Source organism: Coprococcus sp. HCN-4056 (genome assembly GCF_037892645.1).
In the GTDB taxonomy this organism is placed as follows: domain Bacteria; phylum Bacillota; class Clostridia; order Lachnospirales; family Lachnospiraceae; genus Coprococcus; species Coprococcus ammoniilyticus.
This window is the reverse complement of the sequence record NZ_JBBKBL010000001.1, coordinates 46,905-69,527: the sequence shown is the minus strand read 5'-3', so window position 1 is coordinate 69,527 and position 22,623 is coordinate 46,905. Positions and strand designations below refer to the sequence as shown.

At 39.8% G+C, this 22,623-nt stretch carries 20 protein-coding genes and 1 other annotated feature; of the genes, 14 read left to right on the top strand and 6 right to left on the bottom strand.

Annotated elements, in window-relative coordinates; all coding sequences use genetic code 11:
• Window positions 1-117: 117 nt before the first annotated feature.
• Window positions 118-1,332, bottom strand: coding sequence for an aminotransferase class I/II-fold pyridoxal phosphate-dependent enzyme (locus WKT03_RS00245; protein ID WP_021944668.1), 1,215 nt, complete (start codon window positions 1,330-1,332; stop codon window positions 118-120).
• A 151-nt stretch (window positions 1,333-1,483) separates the two neighbouring features.
• Window positions 1,484-1,737 (bottom strand) — a binding site (T-box leader).
• Between the two features lie 1,120 nt (window positions 1,738-2,857).
• Between WKT03_RS00245 and WKT03_RS00240 the strand changes: the two genes are divergently transcribed.
• A complete protein-coding gene (locus tag WKT03_RS00240) occupies window positions 2,858-3,637 on the top strand; it encodes a hypothetical protein (RefSeq protein ID WP_340390744.1) in 780 nt (259 codons plus the stop codon).
• Between the two features lie 8 nt (window positions 3,638-3,645).
• On the opposite strand, the gene WKT03_RS00235 is transcribed toward WKT03_RS00240, so the two are convergent.
• Window positions 3,646-4,185: a DUF6512 family protein gene (locus WKT03_RS00235; protein WP_118674683.1), complete on the bottom strand. Its 540-nt coding sequence runs from the start codon at window positions 4,183-4,185 to the stop codon at window positions 3,646-3,648.
• A gap of 157 nt (window positions 4,186-4,342) precedes the next feature.
• Here WKT03_RS00235 and WKT03_RS00230 point away from each other — a divergent pair, with 157 nt between their 5' ends.
• The 5 genes from WKT03_RS00230 to WKT03_RS00210 all read left to right on the top strand — a co-directional run bounded on the left by WKT03_RS00230 (window position 4,343) and on the right by WKT03_RS00210 (window position 8,717).
• The gene (locus WKT03_RS00230) at window positions 4,343-5,512 is read left to right on the top strand and encodes an NAD(P)-dependent malic enzyme (RefSeq protein ID WP_117784475.1); all 1,170 of its coding nucleotides are present in this window, start codon (window positions 4,343-4,345) and stop codon (window positions 5,510-5,512) included.
• Window positions 5,513-5,597: 85 nt separating this feature from the next.
• Window positions 5,598-6,068 carry a methylglyoxal synthase gene (locus WKT03_RS00225; protein WP_021944671.1) on the top strand — a complete coding sequence of 157 codons (471 nt, stop codon included), beginning with the start codon at window positions 5,598-5,600 and terminating at the stop codon, window positions 6,066-6,068.
• Between the two features lie 296 nt (window positions 6,069-6,364).
• Window positions 6,365-6,700, top strand: a complete 336-nt coding sequence (locus WKT03_RS00220; protein WP_021944672.1) for a helix-turn-helix domain-containing protein — start codon at window positions 6,365-6,367, stop codon at window positions 6,698-6,700.
• A gap of 29 nt (window positions 6,701-6,729) precedes the next feature.
• Complete coding sequence (locus WKT03_RS00215) at window positions 6,730-7,452, top strand: LytR/AlgR family response regulator transcription factor (RefSeq protein ID WP_181985671.1); 723 nt, start codon at window positions 6,730-6,732, stop codon at window positions 7,450-7,452.
• A complete protein-coding gene (locus WKT03_RS00210) occupies window positions 7,449-8,717 on the top strand; it encodes a GHKL domain-containing protein (RefSeq protein ID WP_340390743.1) in 1,269 nt (422 codons plus the stop codon). The genes WKT03_RS00215 and WKT03_RS00210 overlap by 4 nt, the downstream gene beginning before the upstream one ends.
• A gap of 230 nt (window positions 8,718-8,947) precedes the next feature.
• Here WKT03_RS00210 and WKT03_RS00205 read toward each other — a convergent pair whose 3' ends face one another.
• Window positions 8,948-9,727 carry a YlmH/Sll1252 family protein gene (locus WKT03_RS00205; protein ID WP_173789181.1) on the bottom strand — a complete coding sequence of 260 codons (780 nt, stop codon included), beginning with the start codon at window positions 9,725-9,727 and terminating at the stop codon, window positions 8,948-8,950.
• A 1,070-nt stretch (window positions 9,728-10,797) separates the two neighbouring features.
• Between WKT03_RS00205 and WKT03_RS00200 the strand changes: the two genes are divergently transcribed.
• Complete coding sequence (locus tag WKT03_RS00200) at window positions 10,798-11,037, top strand: hypothetical protein (protein ID WP_021944676.1); 240 nt, start codon at window positions 10,798-10,800, stop codon at window positions 11,035-11,037.
• Window positions 11,038-11,336: 299 nt separating this feature from the next.
• On the opposite strand, the gene WKT03_RS00195 is transcribed toward WKT03_RS00200, so the two are convergent.
• Window positions 11,337-13,022: an ABC transporter ATP-binding protein gene (locus tag WKT03_RS00195; RefSeq protein WP_117784471.1), complete on the bottom strand. Its 1,686-nt coding sequence runs from the start codon at window positions 13,020-13,022 to the stop codon at window positions 11,337-11,339.
• Window positions 13,023-13,543: 521 nt separating this feature from the next.
• Here WKT03_RS00195 and WKT03_RS00190 point away from each other — a divergent pair.
• A complete protein-coding gene (locus tag WKT03_RS00190) occupies window positions 13,544-14,386 on the top strand; it encodes a lanthionine synthetase LanC family protein (RefSeq protein WP_340390741.1) in 843 nt (280 codons plus the stop codon).
• Window positions 14,387-14,389: 3 nt separating this feature from the next.
• Entirely contained in the window at window positions 14,390-14,950 is a 561-nt protein-coding gene (locus WKT03_RS00185) for a lanthionine synthetase LanC family protein (protein ID WP_340390740.1), read from the top strand.
• 25 nt (window positions 14,951-14,975) lie between these two features.
• Here WKT03_RS00185 and WKT03_RS00180 read toward each other — a convergent pair whose 3' ends face one another.
• Window positions 14,976-15,797: a MerR family transcriptional regulator gene (locus tag WKT03_RS00180; RefSeq protein ID WP_340390739.1), complete on the bottom strand. Its 822-nt coding sequence runs from the start codon at window positions 15,795-15,797 to the stop codon at window positions 14,976-14,978.
• Between the two features lie 110 nt (window positions 15,798-15,907).
• On the opposite strand from WKT03_RS00180, the gene WKT03_RS00175 reads away from it, so the two are divergent.
• On the top strand, window positions 15,908-17,248 hold the full coding sequence (locus WKT03_RS00175) for an MATE family efflux transporter (protein ID WP_340390738.1): 1,341 nt from the start codon (window positions 15,908-15,910) through the stop codon (window positions 17,246-17,248).
• A 5-nt stretch (window positions 17,249-17,253) separates the two neighbouring features.
• Here WKT03_RS00175 and WKT03_RS00170 read toward each other — a convergent pair whose 3' ends face one another.
• The gene (locus WKT03_RS00170) at window positions 17,254-17,460 is read right to left on the bottom strand and encodes a helix-turn-helix domain-containing protein (protein WP_340390737.1); all 207 of its coding nucleotides are present in this window, start codon (window positions 17,458-17,460) and stop codon (window positions 17,254-17,256) included.
• Between the two features lie 159 nt (window positions 17,461-17,619).
• On the opposite strand from WKT03_RS00170, the gene WKT03_RS00165 reads away from it, so the two are divergent.
• The 4 genes from WKT03_RS00165 to WKT03_RS00150 are packed head-to-tail and all read left to right on the top strand — an operon-like array spanning window position 17,620 to window position 22,609.
• Window positions 17,620-19,590: an Ig-like domain-containing protein gene (locus tag WKT03_RS00165; protein WP_340390736.1), complete on the top strand. Its 1,971-nt coding sequence runs from the start codon at window positions 17,620-17,622 to the stop codon at window positions 19,588-19,590.
• Between the two features lie 29 nt (window positions 19,591-19,619).
• Window positions 19,620-20,006 carry a J domain-containing protein gene (locus WKT03_RS00160; protein WP_340390735.1) on the top strand — a complete coding sequence of 129 codons (387 nt, stop codon included), beginning with the start codon at window positions 19,620-19,622 and terminating at the stop codon, window positions 20,004-20,006.
• A gap of 60 nt (window positions 20,007-20,066) precedes the next feature.
• Entirely contained in the window at window positions 20,067-21,077 is a 1,011-nt protein-coding gene (locus WKT03_RS00155; protein ID WP_340390734.1) for an MARVEL domain-containing protein, read from the top strand.
• A gap of 41 nt (window positions 21,078-21,118) precedes the next feature.
• On the top strand, window positions 21,119-22,609 hold the full coding sequence (locus WKT03_RS00150; RefSeq protein ID WP_340390733.1) for a zinc ribbon domain-containing protein: 1,491 nt from the start codon (window positions 21,119-21,121) through the stop codon (window positions 22,607-22,609).
• The last annotated feature ends 14 nt before the right edge of the window (window positions 22,610-22,623 follow it).

Sequence of the window (22,623 nt, the reverse complement as noted above, 5' to 3'; positions counted from 1 at the left end):
TAACCCCAAAAGCAGGTATAGAACCAAAATGTTAGAATTGTTTTACAATAGCCCCATGCATATTATAGTCTGTAAGCTTTTTCTGCATTTACGCAAAACACTTGCGTTCGAATAGGTTTACTGGTGGTAGTAGCTTAAGAAATCAGCAATTCTTCCCATAGCGGTTTTAAGCTGCACGATATTTGGCAGATATACGATACGGAAATGATCCGGGTCTGTACAGTTGAAACCGGTACCACAGGTGATCAGGATCTTCTTCTCACGGAGAAGATCAAGGGCAAACTTCTCATCATCCTTGATATGGAACTTCTCCTGATCCAGTTTCGGGAATATGTAGAAAGAAGCTTTTGGTTTCACAACGGATACACCGGGAATGTCACAGAGGGCATTGTAGATATATTCACGCTGTTCGTAGATTCGTCCGCCCGGAAGCAGGAGTTCATCGGCACTCTGATAACCGCCCAGAGAAGTCTGAACGATACTCTGTGCAGGAACATTTGAACAAAGACGCATTGAAGACAGAAGATTCAGACCTTCGATGTAGCCTTTTACATGATCCTTTCTGCCGCATAGACACATCCAGCCGATACGGTAACCGGCTACACGATGGGATTTGGACAGACCGTTGAAGCTGATCGTGAACACATCCGGTGCCAGAGATGCGAGTGCAACATGCTTTCTGCCATCCATAACCAGTCTGTCGTAGATTTCATCTGCAAACAGGATCAAATCGAATTCTCTTGCAAGATCAACAATCTGTTCCAGAATCTCCTTTGGATATAAGGCACCTGTTGGGTTATTTGGATTGATCACGACGATACCCTTTGTATTTGGAGTGATCTTACTTCTCATATCATCGATATCCGGATACCAGTCACTCTGTTCATCACAAATATAGTGAACAGCAGTACCGCCTGCCAGTGTGACAGAAGCTGTCCATAATGGGTAATCAGGAGAAGGAACCAGAATCTCATCTCCATTATTTAAAAGTCCCTGCATAGACATGGTGATCAGTTCACTTACACCATTTCCGGTATAGATATCGTCAATTCCGACATTTGGAATATGCTTTAACTGGCAATACTGCATGATAGCCTTTCTTGCGGAGAATAAGCCCTTGGAATCGGAATATCCTTCGGTGTCTCTCAGATTGTAAGACATGTCTTTGATGACTTCATCCGGTGCGTGAAAACCAAATGGTGCAGGGTTTCCGATATTCAGTTTCAGAACATCAATGCCCGCTGCCTGCATGCGGTTTGCTTCGTCCATAACAGGACCTCTTATGTCATAACAAACGTTATCGAGTTTCGTTGATTTTTCGTATGTTCTCATGCGATATACCTCTCTTTATAAGAATTTATCCGGCTCCCAAAACCGGAAGTTAAGCAACCTTAAGAATCCATTCTTGTACAGGAAACTGTTGTTATGGGAATCTGCCGGACTTTATAAGATGACAATAAAAAAGCCCAAGCAAATAAATTTTGCTTAGGGCGAACTTATTATTTTTATAGTCCGTGTTACCACCTAACTTCAGGAAAAACTTCCTGCACTCTGTACGGCCAGATCTCTTAACCGTTGTTCCTGTAACGTGGAACCTTCCGTTGACTGCTAATCTAAAACCTATTTCGCAATCACAGCTCGGGGACTGCTTCCTTAAGATGTTCTACAGGCTCACACCAGCCGCCTGCTCTCTGAAGTAACACTTGCTTAAGTACTCCTTCCTGTCATAGCCTTTGATTTTTCTAAAAGTCTAGCACTGCACAGGGGAAAAGTCAACTTAATTTTTATGGAATTATAATTGTTTAAAAAATATATACAATTAATACTACAATACAACATTTGAATACAAAAAGACAAAATAAATACAATAAAATGATTAAATTGTCAAAAAATAATGTTGACAAAATGGGTATTATCACATATAATAAAGATACATTAAAGAACGGTCATCAAACAGATGCCACCTGGATAAACAGATCGAGGTCCGGTACACGGAAACTGGTCAAAAGTAAAAGGTGTTTTCCAGAAGTTCAAGGAAGGAGGAGATTCCGTTGGATACAATTGAAGAACAGTTTTATCGTAGCAGCATACATGATTGGGAAGTTGTTTCCACACGGGATGCCTTATCGATATAACTTGAAACAAGTCCCCACACAGATGCCGGTTCGGCATAGATTGAAGTATCGGGACGTAGGTATTAGATTACCGGTTATGTTCTGCTAGGATTGTTCAAAACACAAGATATAGGTAGTGTTTCAAGGGCATTAGGCTATATCACATAGACGCTTAGAAGTTGTTGGAAGGATTGGTACAACATAGTATCTGTTCAGGCAGTGACTGTTACAGATGCCACTTGTTTAGATTCGTTATAAGCAGGAGTTTATATAATATGTACCATTGCGGTATAACATTTCACATCTTTTGAAATATTGTACCATACATCTAAAATTTGAATGATGCAGTTGCATCGGGAGCATACATAATTGCTCATCCTTCAGTAGAATTTATTTATAGATTTTATATAAAATGGCGTTTTATATGGCGGGTGTGGAAACCTCGAATATTTACAGAATACTTCGACAATAATCTAAAATTAAATACATACAAAGACCCAGGTGCTTATGCATCTGGGTTTTTGTATGTATTTAAATTGATCCGGTTTCAAATATTTTAAAACTTTTAGTTCACATGATCTGTCATATAAATAGCGGCAGAAAATCTGTAAGTGGATTTTGCAAAATAAACAGTGTAGCCGCTTGCGTTTGTTTTTGCAAACGACTATATTAAATATTAGAGAAAGCGAAAGCTGAAAGACCTGCATAAGGACATTTTATTACAAAGAAGAGGAGACGAGAAAATGGCTACAAATGAAAACAATAATGTTCAGGAAACGACCGGACAGACACAGAACACGGCAACAGCGACACAGACGCAGCCGAATACAGCTGCAGCACAGAATGTGTATGGAGCACAGCAGGGCTATACATATGGAGCATATGATACGAATGCACAGAATAATGCATACTATCAGCAGAATGCCTATTATAACAATGCACAGGCAAATCCGTATAACACAAACTACTATACACAGGCAACACAGCAGCCAACTGGTGCAAATAATAATTATTATGACAACCAGGTTTCCGGGGATGTTTTTGATGAGGTATTTGTAGAAAAGGATGAGAAGCCGGTTGCAACTCTGAGCAATGGACTTGTATTGAATCTGTTATCTGGAGAAGGCCTTCGGAATGAGCAGGCAGTTCTGACAGACAAGCGCCTGTATTATAATCATCGTGAAGGATTGATCAACAGGATTTCGACCAGAGAGATCATAAATACAGATGATATTACCGGAACAAAGATTACAGATAATAAACCGTATTCCTTATTAATCTGGGCAGCATTGATCTTTATAGGAACACTTATAACATCGATTCAGTTAGATGATTCCACTGCTATTGTCTGTGGTATTATAGTTGCTATCGTAATGGTAATATTATTCCTTGTACTGATCCAGAAATGGCTGTTGGTCGAATATGCAGGTGGTCGTATCAGACTGAGTGTTAAGAAATATGGCATGAATAATATTATTGCATTCCAGAAAGCAATCTACAGAGTAAAGGCAAGCAGCAAGTAAAATATTCTTTATTTAGTCGGTGGGATAAAGATCGGGAGATTCGGTGCATTATAAGAGAAAACAGCGGTGATAAGGATAAGTCCGATCAGAAGAATATAACCGATACTATATACCCATTTTGGAATCTGGTGGAGCGAAAGCAGGTGAATCACACTTAGAAGCTGCCCTGCCAGAATACCGATGCCATAGGCTGTAAGGTCGATAGACATTCCGGTAAGTCCGAATCCGCCGGAGAACACATAATAGATGCTGACAATGATCAGATCTGAGATGCAGACGCTGGCTGAGATCATCAGGATCACTTTATGGATCGAAGGTCCACAGGGAATAAAATGCAGACCATAAAGGATCAGCATAACGATGAGCACCGGATACAGGGTAAGCTTCAGATGCTCCCAGATACTTTCATTGATCGGTGTGCACCAGGCGACCAGATTACTTTTCTCTAAGATGACATATAGAAAATGCCAGCCGCTTCCAAGTATCACAATACAGATGGAAGAGAAAACACTCCAGATAAAAAAGTTGTGTTTAACAGACTGATTCATTGAAATCCTCCATATTATTTTGTGGTATTAATTGCTGTTATATGCCAGCAATTTATGTTATTATATCTATATAATATATTCACAAAAACTAGAATATATGCAGCCATATAGAAGATGGCTTCAGATATAATAATCAATGAATAAAGGAGTTATACAAATGGATTACAATAGCCTGAGCTTAAAGATGCATGAGGAGAATAAAGGAAAGGTTGAGGTCATCTCAAAGGTTAAAGTCAAAGACAGAGACGACTTAAGTACAGCATATACACCGGGTGTTGCAGAGCCATGCAGAAAGATTCGAGACAATAAGGCTGATGTATACAAATATACATGTAAGGGCAATATGGTAGCGGTTGTTTCCGACGGAACTGCAGTTCTCGGACTTGGCGATATCGGACCAGAGGCTGCGATTCCTGTTATGGAAGGAAAAGCTATCCTGTTTAAAGAATTTGGCGGAGTAGATGCATTCCCTATTTGTCTTGATACAAAGGATGTAGATGAGATTGTAGAAACCGTAAAACGAATCGCTCCTGTATTTGGCGGTATCAATCTGGAGGATATATCAGCACCAAGATGTTTTGAGATTGAGAGAAGATTGAAGGAAGAATTAGACATCCCTGTATTCCATGATGACCAGCACGGAACAGCTATTGTTGTATCCGCAGGTCTGATCAATGCACTGAGGTTGGTAGGTAAAGATTTTGATAAGGCAAATGTTGTAATCAATGGTGCAGGCTCAGCCGGTATCTCTATCTGTAAGCTGCTTCTTCAGCTTGGCATCGGAAATGTAGTTCTGGTTGACAAGCAGGGTGCACTCTGTCCGGGTCAGGACTGGATGAATCCGGCACAGGCAGATATGGCAGAGATCACAAATAAAGACAGACAGACCGGAAATCTTGCAGAGATCATGAAGGGGAAGGATGTATTTATTGGAGTATCAGCACCGAATATCGTAACGGCAGAGATGGTAGCATCCATGGCAGCCGATCCTATCGTATTTGCTATGGCGAATCCGACACCGGAGATCATGCCCGAGGAAGCAAAGAAGGGCGGCGTTCGTGTTATGGCGACTGGACGTTCTGACTATCCAAATCAGATCAACAATGTTCTGGTTTTCCCTGGTATCTTCCGTGGCGCACTGGATGCAAAGGCTACAGGAATTACAGAGGAAATGAAGATGGCAGCAGCAAAAGCAATCGCATCAATTGTAACCGATGAAGAATTAAATGAAGAATATATTATTCCGGGTGCATTTGATGACAGAGTAGCAAAGGTGGTTGCCAAGGCAGTTGCGGATGAAGCACACAAGCTTGGTATAACAAAATAATAAAGGCTTGCAGAAATGTCCACTGGCAGAAAAGTCGTGGTAATTCTTATAAGGTAAGCAGGTTTTGACAGAAAGGAGACCTAATATGACAGATGATTTTGTGACACTTACGATTGAGAAACAGAAGAATATTGCACTGATCGCACATGATAGCAAAAAGGCTGAGATGATCGAGTGGTGTAATGATAATAAGGACATACTGAAAAATCATTTTCTCTGCGGAACCGGAACAACAGCCCGGATGATCGCAGATAAGACAGGACTGCCGGTGCGAGGTTACAACAGCGGACCATTAGGCGGTGATCAGCAGATCGGTGCCAAGATCGTAGAGGGCAGAATCGACATGGTGATCTTCTTTTCGGATCCTCTGACAGCACAACCACATGATCCGGATGTAAAAGCGCTGCTTCGTATCGCGCAGGTGTATGATATTCCAATTGCAAATAACAAGTCGACTGCAGATTTTATGATCAATTCCAAATACATGGATCAGGAATACGATCATAAGGTGATCAATTTCAAGAAGAATATCAGACAACGTGCAGAAAGTCTGTAAACGGTATATCTTATAAATTTACAGGAAAGACAAACATATAAAAATAAAAACAGTGCCTGGTTTTAATACTGTCAGATTCACGGTGGATTCGTGGAAATGGTTGTATCGGTCAGGCACTGTTTTTGTATGCAGAAAAAAATGAAAAGAAAAACGCTCTGCGCAAAAAACAATTTAGAAATTCTACTGCTGGTTAGAAAATGCTTCGTTGGTTTGTTCTATAAAAAGACAAATTTTGACAGAATACAAAAGAGAAGGTTGAAGCATATTAATCCGGAAAGCAATATGGAGAAAGATTAGTGAAGATTAACAGAACGTTTCTAGGACAACGGTTGAAAGAAGCAAGAAAGAAAAAAGGTCTTACCCAGCAACAGTTGGGAGAATTGACTGAACTCAGTGATAAATATATCAGCAGGATCGAAACAGGTAAGGCAGATATGTCACTGGATTGTTTTGTTGCATTGATCAATACGTTGGAGATATCTGCTGATTATGTTCTTCAGGACAGTTTGTATATGGATTATGAAATTGGGGATGACGAGAAGAAAAAACATATCTCATATCAGAGATTTGGGGCTGAGAAAACAGAACAGTTGTTATATATGCTTGATAAACTTACAGCAATGATGAAATAAGTACAAATTATATTATGGGGGGAAATATTATGATTCGGATTGCGGTTTGTGATGATGAGCAGCATGTTCTGGACGAGATCAGTCAGATGACAGCAACGTATATGAGAAGCTGTAATTTCAATTTTCAGATTGATACATTTTGCAGTGGCGAGGAGCTGCTGATGGAGATCGACCAGAGCGGGATGTATCAGATCGTATTTCTGGATATTGAGCTGACGGAGATGAATGGGATCCGGGTGGCAGTACAGCTTCGGAAACAGTATCCATCTATGCTTCTTGTATTTGTGTCCGGGTACAGTGAATATTATCGGGCGGCCTTTGATGTCCAGCCATTTCAGTTTTTAGATAAACCGGTAAATGAACAGACCTTTCTTCCTTTGCTTGACAGAATTATATGTCATGTCAGAAACAATATGGAAATTCTTCCATTCTATTATAATCGCACGTATTACGCTATTAACATTGGAGATATTATTTATCTGGAGAGTAACCGCCGGGTGATCACGGCTGTTTGTGTCTCCGGAATATTTGAATTTTATGATAAACTTGAGAATCTGGAAAAATATCTGGAGGAGCACCAGCAGCATTTTGTCCGGATCCACAAATCCTATCTGGTCAATACCAGTCATATCAGGGAGCTTCGATACTCAGAAGTTATCATGAGTAATGGGATGGAGCTTGCCATCAGCAGAGACAATAAGAAATATGTCCGGGAATATTATATGGACTGGATCGGGGGAGCAGGCATTTGAGTTCTATTCTGTCGCTGGCATCTAATCTTTTTTATATCTGGACAATCCGGTTATTTGGAAGTTCTGGTTGTATATCCGGAAAATGCAGGAAAATAGCCGGGAAATCTCAATATCCATGGAAACAGGCGGCTGTTACAGGCATTTATCTGGCAGTGTTTATGATCGCTGCGGAAAAGCTTGTTTATCGTTATTTTATTATGGTTGGAAGCCATGCTGATGTTGGAAAAGAAACTTTTATAAGGCTTCAGATATCTGCTGTATCTATTTCAAGAATTATCCTTTTAGTATTTATAAAATTGAATATTCTGGCGTGGAGAATGCTGTGGAGAAGTCATCATGCAAATGTTGGTGCACCCGATATGGATGAGACTTGTCCGGATCCACTACTGGTCTTGCAGTATAAGGTGACGTTTGGAGATTTTGTGGAGGTATTTTGTGTTCCGGTAATAACCTTGGCATTGTTTACACATTTTCGGACGGCATGTGGAGGAAAACATTTTCCGACCATTGTACTGCTTCTGTATGCGGTCAATATATTATCCAGTAACCTGTATCGTCAGGAAAGAAATGGACAGATACGGGAAGTGAATGTCCGGACGATGCGTGCGGAAGCAGAACAGTATAAGGCATATAGTTTTTCTCTGGGAAAGGTCTGGCAGGAATTTCGGAAATTTCGTCATGACCTGAAGAAGCAATATATGCTGGAATGTGTGTATCTGGAAAATGGTCAATATGAGCTGCTGCATCAGGAATATGAAAAGGCACTGGCAGTTGTGGTGGCAAAGGAGGTGATTTCCGGGCATGTTCTGATTGATGCAATTTTGTCCTATAAAAAGCGGGAAGCATCCGAACGGGGAATTGAGATCACGACATGGATATCAGTGCCGATCGATCTTGCGATCAATGACCATCATTTGAATATGCTGCTTGGAAATATACTGGACAATGCCGTAAAATATACGATTCGTGGGGGAAAAATAGGGATCAAGATTTTATATGACAGGAGCAATCTTATGATCGTATGCAGGAATACGATCAAGGAAATGACGGTAAACAGCATACAGATCAGCGGGTCTGTCGGCGGGGCAGAAAAGCAAATACCCGGATTGCGTAACGGGCAGGTGGAGCGGAACCCGCATGGTCTGGGCCTTCAGATTGTGCAGGAAGTAGTGGCATTTTATAATGGAACATTTGAAATAAAAAAGAGTGAATTTGAGTATGTAGTGCGTGCTTTTTTGGAATTGCAATACCAAAAGTTACATTGAGACATGCTATTTATTACATCAACGGTTTTTCGCAGGTGATTTTTTGTATAGTGATGTTACGGGATATATGAAGGGATTCCGATAAACAAAAATGGAAGGAGGGTAGTGACAACATAAAAAAATAAACCAGAAAAATTTATAAGATGTCAAAAATGGTGCAGGTCTGGAAGCGCAGCATATCGGGAGATTCGCTTAGCTGCTTCAGGTCTGCACTGTTTGTATGTATTAATTCAGACATAACGTTCAAATGTCAGATAGATCCTGCCTTTCCGGGTTTCATGTCCACAGCCTTTATAGATGAATTTGCCATATCCGCGGATGGACAGAGTATCCTCCGGTTTCAGGTTATAGCTGTTATTTTCAAGAACGCGATTGTTTAAAAATACTTTTTTTTCACGGAACAGGGCGACAGTCTGGCTTCTGGAGAGCTTCGTGATAGAAGCAATGGCAGCATCGATCCGTTCTGAGGCAGCAATGCACTGAAATTCTTCCAGTGTTGGTACAATATCCGGCAGGTCATCATCCGGGCAGATGATACAGCGGACATTGGTATGTTTGATGCGGGTAAGATTATCAGTGATGTAATCTGCGATCGAAGATACACAGAACACATAAGCGGTATTTCGTTTTCCGCTTCTGGAGGATTCTTTCATAACAATATCACCGGTCATTTCACGTTCAATACCAAGGTTCATTAGAGAACCCAGAACGTCGCGGTGAGTCAGCTCGTCTGAAAATTTGTCCAGTAATGGTGTGATCTGAAGTATGGTGATCGGAAATGGAAGTTCATATCCGGTCATATCCTCTGATCCAAAGCGGATCATAACACGGTCACATCCTTCCCGGCCACCGAAAATCTGATATGGTACATGGTTGATGTCCGGCAGGATAGAATAGAAAATATCCAGATCGGATGCAGACAGAAAATTTGTAAAGGTATAGATATTCTTCTGATAGGCTTTATTTGCCAAATCCTTGAATCGTCCCTGTAATAATGCATCTGTATTCATGTGGTTTTCCTCCTGCGCGGCTGTGTTGTGTTCTTTCAATCTATGTAGAATGATAGGATTATTGGAACAATTTGTAAAGGGGGGAAAGAAATCTTAACTTTTTTGAAATATTCTTGACAAAATCTATACAAACGTATATATTGTGTAAAGCGTCTGGCGCGATAGAAGAGGATTCCGAATACGGGGTCAGTAAGATTGTGACAGACGTTATATATTTGCATAGTATTTTTTTCGAAAGATGAGGAGTTCAGTTTTGAGCTCCTTTTTCTTTATATCTGACGGAGAAATTAGGTATTGTTACATTCCGGATTTTATTTTTTAAGAAGAAAATATAAACGCTTCGCGATATAAAAAAGTATTCTGAACAAAAAATGGCATTTTTCACAATATTTTCAAATTTTTGCTGCTGTAAAAAATCGTAAAATGTCGAAAAGTATCGCACGCAAATCAAATTTTATTTGATTGAATTTGGCTGTTTGAGTAAAGAAATAGTAAATTTGACAAAATGAGACAGGCAAAATCCGTCAAAATATTCATAAAGCTATCATATATAGTAAAATTTGTGCAAAAAGAACCATAAAACCCGGAAAACTTTATTTATTATGCAATATTTACAAATTTGAATGAATTTGTTATCATAGCACCATAAGAGATGGACAGGAAATAAAAACGAACATCTTGAAAGAAGTTACTACAGTGTAGTAAGTTAAAAAAGACAATTACTTAACATTTGAATAGATATGATGGAGGATTCCCAATGCACGAATTCGTATAATCCCTATATTACGATGTAATGTACCCCATAACCCCCAAACCCCCCCAAACCCCCCCTTTTTGGAATCCTCCATGACCTCTCCTTTAAGAATGAGCCTCAGTATTAATTACTGGGGCTCAAGCCCTTTCTATACACAATTTTAATTTCTCCCGGATTTTTATTTATGATTTAATTGATACAGCAGAAGGAATGGTATAAACCGATTGCTGGATGTCGATACTCTTTTATAAAGAAAGGAAGCCGGAATGGCTTATATACATGGCGGTTTCTTTTTGTATGAAAAGAGGAATGGGATATGTTATTTAATAGAAGAAACAGGACTGCAGATCAGGTATATCCGGGGATGCGCCAAAGCCGGAAGCATGGTGTGGATAAGAAGCGCCATTTGGGTAAACAGAAGGGCGTGGATGCGGTTCAGGCAGAACTGATGGAGCATTATCAAGATTATATGGAAGAATTTGCGGATGAGCTGTCGGCGTTTGGGGTTGTGCAGGAGATGGAGAAGGACCGGGAGATGCTGGAGGATGAGCAGTAGTTTGCCTGATTCGCATATGCTCCTGCGCAAACTCGCCTCCGGCTCAAACATGCGCCCGCATATGCTGGCAAGCTGTATTTTATAACGAAAATCTTACTGATATTCATTACAGGGGATGTTCAACTAGATAATGCATCTGTGAAAAAATATGCGTACAAAGGCAATTCGAATATCTACAAATGCAAAAACTATTTGCTTAAAATAGTATGAATTTCTGTTGGGTGGCTGTCGTTCAAACACTAAAAGCAAGAGCGCCAGCCACTTTAAATTTTTTACAAATTCAAATGTAACAAATACTATTATTGAACATTCGCATTATACAGTTCCTTAAAATAAGAATCTGTATGTAATAGTTCTTCAAAAGTCCCTTGTCCGACAATCTTCCCTTCTCTAAAGAGAATAATTCTGTCAAAACCGGCAATGGAATTTAATCTATGTGCAATCGCAATGACCGTTTTATCTTTCATTTTTTGCATAACCGATTTCATTACAATCTCTTCTGTTAAATTATCCATTGCAGATGTTGCTTCATCCAAAATGACAAGTTCAGGGTTTTCAAACCACAAGCGGGCGAAGGCAAGTCTTTGTTTTTCTCCACCTGATAAGCAGGTTCCTTTCTCACCAATTTCAGTATCTAAGCCTTCCGCAAGATTCTCAACCAAATGAGATAGTTGCACTTCACTCAATGCGTCCAGCATTTGTTCTTTTGACACGTTCTTTTCAAATACCAGATTTTCTTTTATTGTTCCATCAAAAACGGGAACATCCTGCGATATATAGCTGACTTTGTCATACAAATTATTAAGGCAAATTCCACTTAACTCCATATCACCTAAGCAGATTTCTCCCTGATTGTATTTTAGTAATCCCAGTAATATTTTAATCACAGTGGATTTTCCAGAGCCACTTTCTCCTACAAAAGCTATTTTTTGTCCCCTTTTTATGAACAGGCTCAAATCATCAATAATTTTCCGTTCTTCATATTGGAACGATAAGTTTTTTATCGCTATTTCACCAATGTCCGTATTAATTGCGTTACCATTTCTTAATTGATTATCATCTTTTAAATCTAAAAATTCTTCAAATCTCTTATAGGATGCCTTGTCCAATTTATATTGAACATAAAGTACATTAAAAATAGCGATCGGCGTGTAAGCATTTTCAATCAGCGCAATGAGTGCAACTATAGAACCCACTGTAAGATTTTTTGTTTTCCATGCGTAAAATAAAATACCAATATCTAACATTGCCACAAGTAGCGCAAATATTGTAAAAAATGCTTCATGAATCATATTCATTTTTACTTTTGATGAAACAATATTCTCTTTGGCACTACGAGTTTTCTTTATTTCACTCGGAAACTGTTTGCTCATACGGAATACCAACATTTCCATAAAGCCCCTAACCAGAAAATGATTGAATAGCTCCTCACTGTTCAAAATCTTTTCTTTTATTTTGTATAGAAACTTTAGTAGAATATTGGTTATTATAAAAATAAGCATATAGCCTACAAACAAAATATAAGTAATTATTTTATCAATCTTCCAAATAAAATATACACTAAAAACAATGGTAGGAAGTAAATCACGAATCAAACGTAACCAGAAATTGAATACTACATTTCTGCCTGCGGATGAGCCATTCTCGATCCTTTGAACAAGTTTTCCAGTACCTATTTTCTGATATTCCGTATAATCGATTGTACTTATTTTTCTAAGCGACAAAAGCTTAAAATCCAGATAAATACCATACTCCAATTTCTTTTCTGGATAATTATCCAGATAATTCATACAATAATTTACCAGCAAAATAAGACCGTAGGTTATAACTCCTGCAAATGTAAGTGTTCCAGTCGCCAATCCGTCAATAACCTTCTGAAAATAGTCCGTCTTGTAATTAGCCATAAATGCATTAAATATACCTAGTCCAATGTAAGCTAATACCCATATTCTGTTATTCTTTAGAATTTCTTTTATATAGCGCATAACTGTACTCCTTTATATATTGTAGTTCAATCATTTGGACAGTACAGTTAACGACTGCTAGCAAGTTTATTTTCACCTCAGCACAATCTGCCAACAGTTTACATCAACTGTACTGAGTAATTATCTCGGATATATTTCATATCGTTCTCACCTCTTTCAAATAAAGTATTTCCGTTAATCTTATCATATCAAGTCCCAATATTCTAGCGCCATTTCTATAATTTGTTACCAGATTTTCTTTCCCTTATTTTCCCTTATGAGAGTTCGTAAATAAGGGGAGAACGATATAACACGATACAAAATGTAATGAAAAGGACACTTAATAGTATAGTTATAGTTTGGGTGTGATTTTAAGGCTTGCTTAATTTGAAAATACATGTATAATTATCATATAGAAATACTAGGAAATAAAAGCGATGAAACAGGAATGACTGGAGAAAGAGATAATAAGCAGCGAGATAAACTGAGACAGAGTGAGAAGTTTTTATAGCATAGGATAAAGTTACAAAGAAGACGAAGATATGGCAAAGTTGATTACACCGGAGATTTTTCAAAAGAATACAGCAGAAGATTATTTGAAAGCGGCGATCGATACGGCGGAATGGATCGATACGTTGGCGATTAAGACGGAATATGGAAGAATCTGGCAGGCGTTGCCGGAAGGACAGGATGGATATCGGGAGGATGTTCCGTTATTTACGCCGAAGAGTATGTATGACGGTTCGGCAGGTATTGGTATTTTCTTTATCCGGCTGTATGAAGCAACCGGAGACACACGCTGGCTGACTGAGGCAGAGGAAGCGGCGGCGCATATCATTTCGACGAAGGTTGGTGTGGAATGGTATCAGACGACGCTTCATTCAGAGGTAAAGGGTATTATTCCGGTTCCGGGCTGGGCGGCAGGCCCTTATAATGGTCCGGTTGGTGAGGCATATTTCCTTGAAGACCTATATCAGGTGACAGGAAAACAGGAATATCGGGATTATGTATTATATGTTGCGGATGTCCTGCTTGAAGCAGCAGTAACCGATGAGAGAGGACTGCATTGGAGTGATCAGGAGGATATCACCGCAGATGGCGGATTTATCGTATTCTTAGATATCCTTTACCGTAAGACCGGTATAAAGAAATATCTGGATACGGCATGTGCGGCTGCAGACCGGATCGCACAGGATGCTCTTCCTGCACCAAATGGTGGAAAGTTCTGGAAGCTGCTTGACTTGTCGATGATTGATTTTGCGAAGGATACGACATTCCCGAACTGGTCACATGGAACGACCGGAACGGCATGGATGTTCGCAGCCTTATATCAGGATACAAAGAAAGAGGAATATCTGGAGCTGGCAAAGGAAGGACTTACATAAGCAATGAATATCGCAGTTGGAGATGAAACCGGACGATTGATTCCATATCAGGATCATCCGGTAACAGGTCCGACGTATGACAAATATTATCTCAGTACATGTCATGGCCCGGTTGGAAGTACGCTGGCATTTCGTGAACTGTATGAGATTACCGGAGAGGAGATCTACCGGAACTGGACGATCGAATTATCGCGCGGTATCGTCCGTGCCGGTGCGCCGGAGAAACATTCCTGGGGCTTCTGGAACTGCCAGTGCCAGTGCTGTGGAACAGCAGGTATTCTGGAGCATTTTGCTGCCATGTATGAATATACCGGAGAGAAAGAGTTCTATGATTATATGATCCGTACGGCTGATGTGATGCTTTCCGATTCGGATCACCGGACACCGGGACTTCGTACCTGGTATGACAGTTGGTGGAGAACGATCCCGACCAGAGTTGTGAGCTATCCGGGACTGTATGTTGGTGTGGCAGGTTGTGCATCCTCGCTACTTCGTACCTATGCGGCACTGACAGGTAAGAAGCTGACCAACCTGTACGAATATCATTTCTTTGAGAAGTTTTAAGCGGAGCCTTATATAAAAATGTAGATCATGCTTCTATGGCTACAGTGATCTCGGTAATGTAGTCTTGCGGGTCTTCGGCAGTGAAGCTATCTATAACATTGTGCTCCAGATATTCAGAGGAAGTATGGATGTTGTGTTCATGTTTAAAGGTCATCAGGCGGTCGTAAGTATCGCCGATCGTATCCCAGTGACCGGTGTGGTAGGCGGTGAGATATTTTCCTGCAGGCAAGGTATGGACAGGAAGCCCGTAAGGCTTGTTATCTAACAACAGGGCGACATTATCATAGACAGCGTACTTATCTGATTCGATATGGGAAACATGCTGGAAATATGCCATATCATAATCATTTTTGAAAGTAGAACCGACCGTTAGCAGAAGATTGATCAGGTCATCGGTTTTTCGATACAGTTCAGCATCTGTAGCGGTTGGTGCTTCTGCATAGAGATAGTAGCGTTCCGGGAAGTCGGCGATAAAGATGGCTGTCGGATCAATCTGCATGGCGAAATGGATCTTGCTCTTTTGCTGCGAGATCCATTTTTCCATAGAACGTAATTTGGCAATCTCCGTATTGATCTGATGTTCACGTTCTTCTAATATATGGAGCATCTTTGCCGGATCACGGTTGGCAAGCTGCTGTTTGATCTCTTTTAACGGCATACCGAGGTCTTTTAATAAAAGGATGGTGTCAAGGATCTCGGTCTGATAGATTGAATAATAGCGGTAACCATTTGGCTGGGTGAGCTCCGGCTGAAATAAACCGATCTCATCATAATGAAACAGGGTTTCTTTTGTTATTCGCATGATCCTGGCGAACTCGCCGGTCGTCATATATATCTTTTTATTCATTTGAATTTCCTTTCATTTTCAAAATTACACTTGACTATAGGGTTACCCTATAGTATATGCTTGGCTTTGTCAATTAGAAAAGTGTTATAAAACGGAGAGGACTTGTTAAAATGGGTAAATCATTAAATCGTCGCATTACGCCATGGTCGCTGCTGAGCTTTGCGGCACCGTCAATCATCATGATGGTATTTATGTCATTGTATACCATCGTGGATGGTATCTTTGTATCCCGATTTGTCGGAAGTAATGCATTATCATCGTTAAATATCGTATATCCCGTAGTAAATGTGGCGATCGCTATTGCCATGATGTTGGCATCGGGTGGAAATGCGATCATTAGCAAATATCTTGGAGAGGGAAATAAAAAGAGAGCATGTGAGAGCCTGACTCAGTTTGTCACGGTATGTATTCTGGTCAGTCTTGTGATCGTGGTGATCAGTCAGGTGTTCCTGACAGAAATATCCAGACTGCTGGGTTCCAATGAAGTGCTTCTGGCAGACTGTAAAAGTTATCTGGGAATGGTGAGCTTATTCATTCCTGCCTGTATGCTGCAAACGTTGTTTCAGATGTATCTGGTCACAGCGGGACGGCCAACGATGGGCTTGCTGCTTATGATCGGTGCAGGTATTGTAAATGCTGTTCTTGATTACGTATTGATCGTGATCTGTGATATGGGAGTTGCAGGTGCGGCACTTGCAACAGGAATCGGTCAGTGCATTCCTGCGATTGCCGGACTTGTATTTTTCATGTTTTCCAAAGGTGAGCTTCGGTTTACCGGATTCAAGCTTTCCTTGCGGGAGCTTGGACATGCCTGCTATAACGGTTCTTCAGAGATGGTATCAGAGCTTTCAAATTCTGTTGTAACGGTATTGTTCAATCTTGTTCTGATGCGTCTTGCAGGAGAAGCCGGAGTTGCGGCTATCTCGATCCTGCTGTATGGACAGTTCTTATTCAATGCATTTTATCTGGGATTTACAATCGGGATCAGTCCGATCGTTGGGTTCCAGTATGGCGCAAAGAATAAGAAAAAACTTCGGAGTATTTATAAGATTGCATTCCTTTTTGTGGCGGTATCGGCGGTTATTCTGACGGTTATTGCAGAGGTACTCGCGACCTGGATCATTACGGTGTTCACACATGACCCGGCAACATTTGAACTGGCGGAGATTGGATTCAAGATCTTTGCGATCAATTTCCTGTTCAGTGGATTAAATATCACATCCTCCGGTTTCTTCACAGCCCTTTCAAATGGTAAGGTGTCGGCGATCATTTCATTCAGCCGGACATTTATCTTTACGGTGTTAAGCCTTCTGATCCTGCCGCATTTCCTTAAGATCTATGGAGCATGGCTGGCTGTACCGATCGCAGAAGCGGTGACACTTCTTGTGACTGTGCCGTTTCATAAGGTGTATTTTATTGGCAGGGGGGAGAAGAATTATCTGCGGGGGTAGATTCGCTATTTTTCATTTGTACGTCCGAGAATATAGTCGGCAGATACCTGATAGAGGTCACATAATGTCAGCAGATGGTGAATTGGCAGTTCGTTTGCACCACGTTCGTATCGGGCGTACATTGTCTGGGATGTGCCAAGAACATGGGCAATGTATTCTTGTGTGTAGTCAGCGTCTTCTCTTAAGTTTCGAATTCTCTGAATATATTTCATATACTTACCACCTGTTGTTTGATAGATATAGTATATCTAGTACAAATATTTACTATTGAAATTAGTAAACATCTGTACTAAAATATTTAAAACAACAGGTGCTTTTAATCAAAAAATCTATTTGATTAAGAGCTTTATAAGGACGAAGGAGGAAAAACTATGAAGAAGCAGATGAAAGTTATTGCAATGCTTATCATTGCAGTTGCAGTTATGCTTGGCTGCAGTATTGGCAGTCCTGTGAAATGGAAGGCACAGGCAGCAGAAACAGTGGTGCCGGAGGGATATGAACCGATCAGTTCAGCAGATCAGTTGAATGGTATCCGGAATAATTTGTCCGGTAAGTATATTCTGACGGAGGATATTGATCTGACAGAGTATACAAAGGAAGGAGGCATCTTTGATACCGGTAATGGCTGGACACCAATTGATAATTTTACAGGTACCTTTGATGGAAATGGACATCGTATCATTGGTATGCATATCTATGGAAAGATTGATACGGTTGGTCTGTTTGGAACTGTCAGTGGAGCAACGATCAAGAATCTCAGTCTGACGGATGTGGATATTGAGATGAATACAAATTATGGAGACTATACCGGTGCATTAGTTGGAACGTGTGGTAATAATACTCAGATATCCGGAATCTATGTAGATGGTTTAATATCGGTTAGTGATGGCGGTGCTTGTTTAGGTGGAATTATCGGAAGGATATGGAATGCAGAGCAGAATATAGTACAAAATTGTATTAATAACTGTAGTGTTAGTAATAGTTATTCTGGGTATTTAGGTGGAATTGTTGGACGTAGTTATAGTGGTTATGCGAATTCTGTAACAAATTGTTATACAAGAGGAAATTTGCAGCAGGCTGATGATGGCTATTATAAACCAATAATGGGAAGTTATAACTATAATGATGAAATCAAAAACTGCTACTACGATCCAAAGAGCCTTATGGAATCAAAAAGAAATACACAGTATAATAATGCAACCCCTCTCACCGAAGCTATGATGAAATATTCATCTTCCTATGTAGGTTTTGATTTCAAGAATGTTTGGTTTCTGGATGAATACAGCAGTTATCCATATGCGCAGCTTAGAAGCAATCCAACGGTGCGTGTAAAGAGCCTTATGATCAAACAGCTTCCAACAAAACAGGAGTATTTCCAGGGAGATAAACTCAGTTTGAATGGATTTTCCTTGTATGCAGTGTATGAAGATGAATTAGATGCATTGATGATTCCATCAGAATCTATGCTTGGAAGTTACAATATGAATAAGATCGGTACACAGACGATAACAGTAAGTCTTGGCGGCAAGAGTGTTTCATTTTCAATTCTTGTAAAGGAGATTCCGCCAACATCCATTAAACTGAATGTATCCAGTGCAAATATTCAGAAGGGAAAAACCCAGACATTAAAAGCAACGGTTCTTCCTGCAAAAGCAACATATAAGACAGTAACATGGAGCAGTCAGAATCCAGCGATTGCAACGGTAGATGCAAATGGCGTGGTGAAAGCCAAGAAGGCAGGATCAACAGTCATTACAGCAAAGACAAAGAATGGTCTGACAGCTAGATGCATAGTAAATGTAAAAGTACCTGCAGTTAAGGTTTATCTGGATCGAAGCGAAGATACTGTAGAGCAGGGAAAGAAAATAACCTTAAAAGCAACGATTTCTCCACTTGATTCCACAGATATTGTTTATTGGGGATCGGCAGATGAGACAGTGGCAGTTGTTTCAGGAAAGGGTGTAGTAACAGCCAAGAAAGCCGGAACTACAAAGATATATGCAATTACAGACAGCGGAGCATATAAGACTTATACGATTACCGTTAAAGCATCTGTAAAGAATAAAGCGATTGAATTAAAGAACCTGACAGCGCAGAAGAATAAGAAGGCAAAAGTAAAGTATTCTTCTGTAAAAGGAGCAACCGGATATCAGATCCAGTATGCAACCAAGAAATCATTCAAGGGCGCAAAGACAAAAACAGTAACAAAGACAACCGCTAATCTTACCGGATTAAAGGCCGGTAAGCGGTATTATGTCAGAGTCCGTGCAAAAGGAAAAGCGAGTGGCAAGACTGTTTATTCCAAGTGGAGTAACGTAATGTCAGTAAAGGCTAAGAAATAGAAAAAGGATAAGAAATAAAAAGAGATCATATGGTCAACTATTTTGAAGTGTTAAATGTTTCAGAAAATGCAGAACCAGAGGTCATAAAAGCATCATACCGTGCACTATGTAAGAAATATCATCCGGATAATCAATCCGGACATAGTGCACAGGATGATGAAAAAATGCAATTGATCAATGAAGCGTATCAGGTGTTATCCGATCCGGTAAAAAGAGCGGAATATATATCAAATATTCATTTGAATTCATCAGGTGAAAGTCCCAAAGAGCAGGCTGCAGCAAAAACATATAAGTCAGCGTCAGAACATCCCCCTACAAATACAAAATATACTTATAAAGATGTAACAGATGTGGAACAGCGTAAAGATACATCGACATATTATTCTGGAATTTTTTTCAGAAAAGACTGGCAATGACAAGGACAGGCAGAAGGTATACAGGCAGGCGTGAAATAAAGAGGTGAAGGGAGACTGCTTATGAAATGTGAATGTGGAAAAGAATTTGAAGGTCGGTTTTGTCCGAATTGTGGAAAACCGGCACAATATAATCAACAGAATAATTATAATGGCATGAATGGACAAGGGATGCCAAACCAAAATTATTACAACGGCATGAACGGACAAGGAGTGCCGAATCCGGATTATAACAATATGAACGGACAGGGGATGCCGAATCCGGATTATAACAATATGAACGGACAGGGGATGCCGAATCCGAATTATAACAATATGAACGGACAGGGAATACCAAATCAGAACTATTATAACGGTATGAACGCTCAGGGGATGCCAAACCAGAATTACTACAATGGTATGAATGGTCAGGGGAATCAGACTCAGATTAAAAATGATATTCCGAATCCTTTGACAGGAATGCGTGGTCTTTGCTTTTGGGGCATTATGATTCTGGCAATTATATTTGCAATTGTATATTTTTCTGATGGAGAAATAGTAAGTGGTTTTTGTTTTCTGATTGCTGCATTTCCTTTGTGTCCCCTTGTATTAAACAGACTATCTGCCAAAAGACAGCGGGCGATTGGATTTGTAACAATTATTTTTATATTAGCCGGAATGTTTTGGGCTTGGGCATCAGATGATGAAAATGGTGGTTCTGGTAGAAAAACCACACAGGAAGGATATTTAGGAGATACGATTACCTGTGACGGATGGGAGATTGTTGTTACTGATGCATCAGAGGATGAACACTGGGTATTTGGAGATTCCGTATATGTGTATTGTGATGTTTCAATTACAAATATCAGCAGCGAAGATCAAATATTTTATCCGGATGATATTTTTGTATTAAATGATGCCGGTATTAAAGATCAAGTGGGAATCAGTTGTGATTATTATGGAAAAACCATATCCAGTGGAGCTTCATTTACGGATCACTTTGTTTTTGTTCTGCCCGAAAGTGCAAATAAAGATTTAAACAATATGACATTAGAAGTAGGGGGATTGCCGATACATCTGTATCGTTATAACTAGTATTGATTTTATAAGTAAATTAAAAAAGGAAGGTGAAGAGAATGTTTTGTAGCAATTGTGGGAAAAAATTTGAGGGAAATTTTTGCCCTTTCTGTGGGGCGCAGGCATATGATCTGCAAAAGGGACACAATGGAGGGGATGGAACCGAAACGAAAGAAAGCGGATCAAAGATATTACGGGAAGCCTATCATGAATCAAAGATGGCTCGTTTGAAATGGATGTTTATTGGAATGTTTCTTGTTGCTATTATAGCTTTTCCAATGGGACATATCCTATCGGGTATTGCATTTGCGATAGCGGGAATATTGGCAATGCCATGGTTGATAAAAAAGGCAGGATCAAAGAAAGTTCTGTTGATTATCGGCAGTACCATATTGGTGTTGATTGGTATTTTTACCTGGTACTGGGATGATGCTTTGCGGAAAGAGGGCTGTATTGAATATATTAAGACATATCCAATGGCGACCGCAGATTATACGATAGAGGACTTTTTTGGATTTGCTTATAGTGAGGATGATCTGGATTGGTCGTATGAGAAAGTTGATGATAAAGAATATGTAACAGTCAGTTTTACAGAACCGGATGGTGTGGATGAATCTGTAATATTTGGGTTTAATAGTGATGGCTATCCGGTATTACATGATGTAATTTATGATGGCAAATCAAATGAAAGTCTTTTTGAGGATTACAATAGCCGTTTGTTTGGTGAGAGTGGGGCAAAGCCGGATAAAACAGATGGAAGCGTGGTTACGACAGAGCAGCAGACTGTAAATACAACGGAGGCGGCGGAAGAAAAGAGTGAGAAGGCAGATGTATCTTCCGATGTGTATTATCTAATGGAGACTATAGATCAGGATCCATACTGGAGCGTTCAGGTAAAAAATGCGCGTGTCCGGGCAAGAAATGATGGTCAAGGGTTGGAAGTCCATTGCACGGTTTATGTCTATAATAAGGATGAAATGACATCTGGATTTGTATCATCCAATATATTTAGTGATGTTGACAATGATGGAGTAGCCTGCAAAAGAATCTGGTCAGATTGGGAATCTGGCAATTTGGCGGGAAATACAGGAGCTAATGTGGAGGTAGTTTTTGATTTCCCTGCAAATGCAAATGAAGATACCAGTCGCATCAGCATGACAGTGTGTGGAGAATATAAATTATGTCTGGCAACCCGGCCGGGATCAGATGTAACACAGGATGAATCCGTAAGTTATAACGAGAATGATCTGTATTGGTATACAAATTACAGTGCTATGTATACACAAGTAGGAAATGGTTCCAATCTGCAGGTTATTAATATGAGTGATCGTTATTTGCAGTTAATGTATAGTGGCTATACATTGTCATGGTCGTTTGAATTAATACCGGATTATATTAATGAAAATGGGGTATTTATTTATTATTCAGATGGTGCAATGCTGACATATAATCCTCAATATGAAAGAATTTATCTGGCTATATCTGACCGGGATTTGTTTAATGAATATGGAGGAATATACGATAAAAGTGAGTATGAGTATACACCATAGATAAATGAATAGAA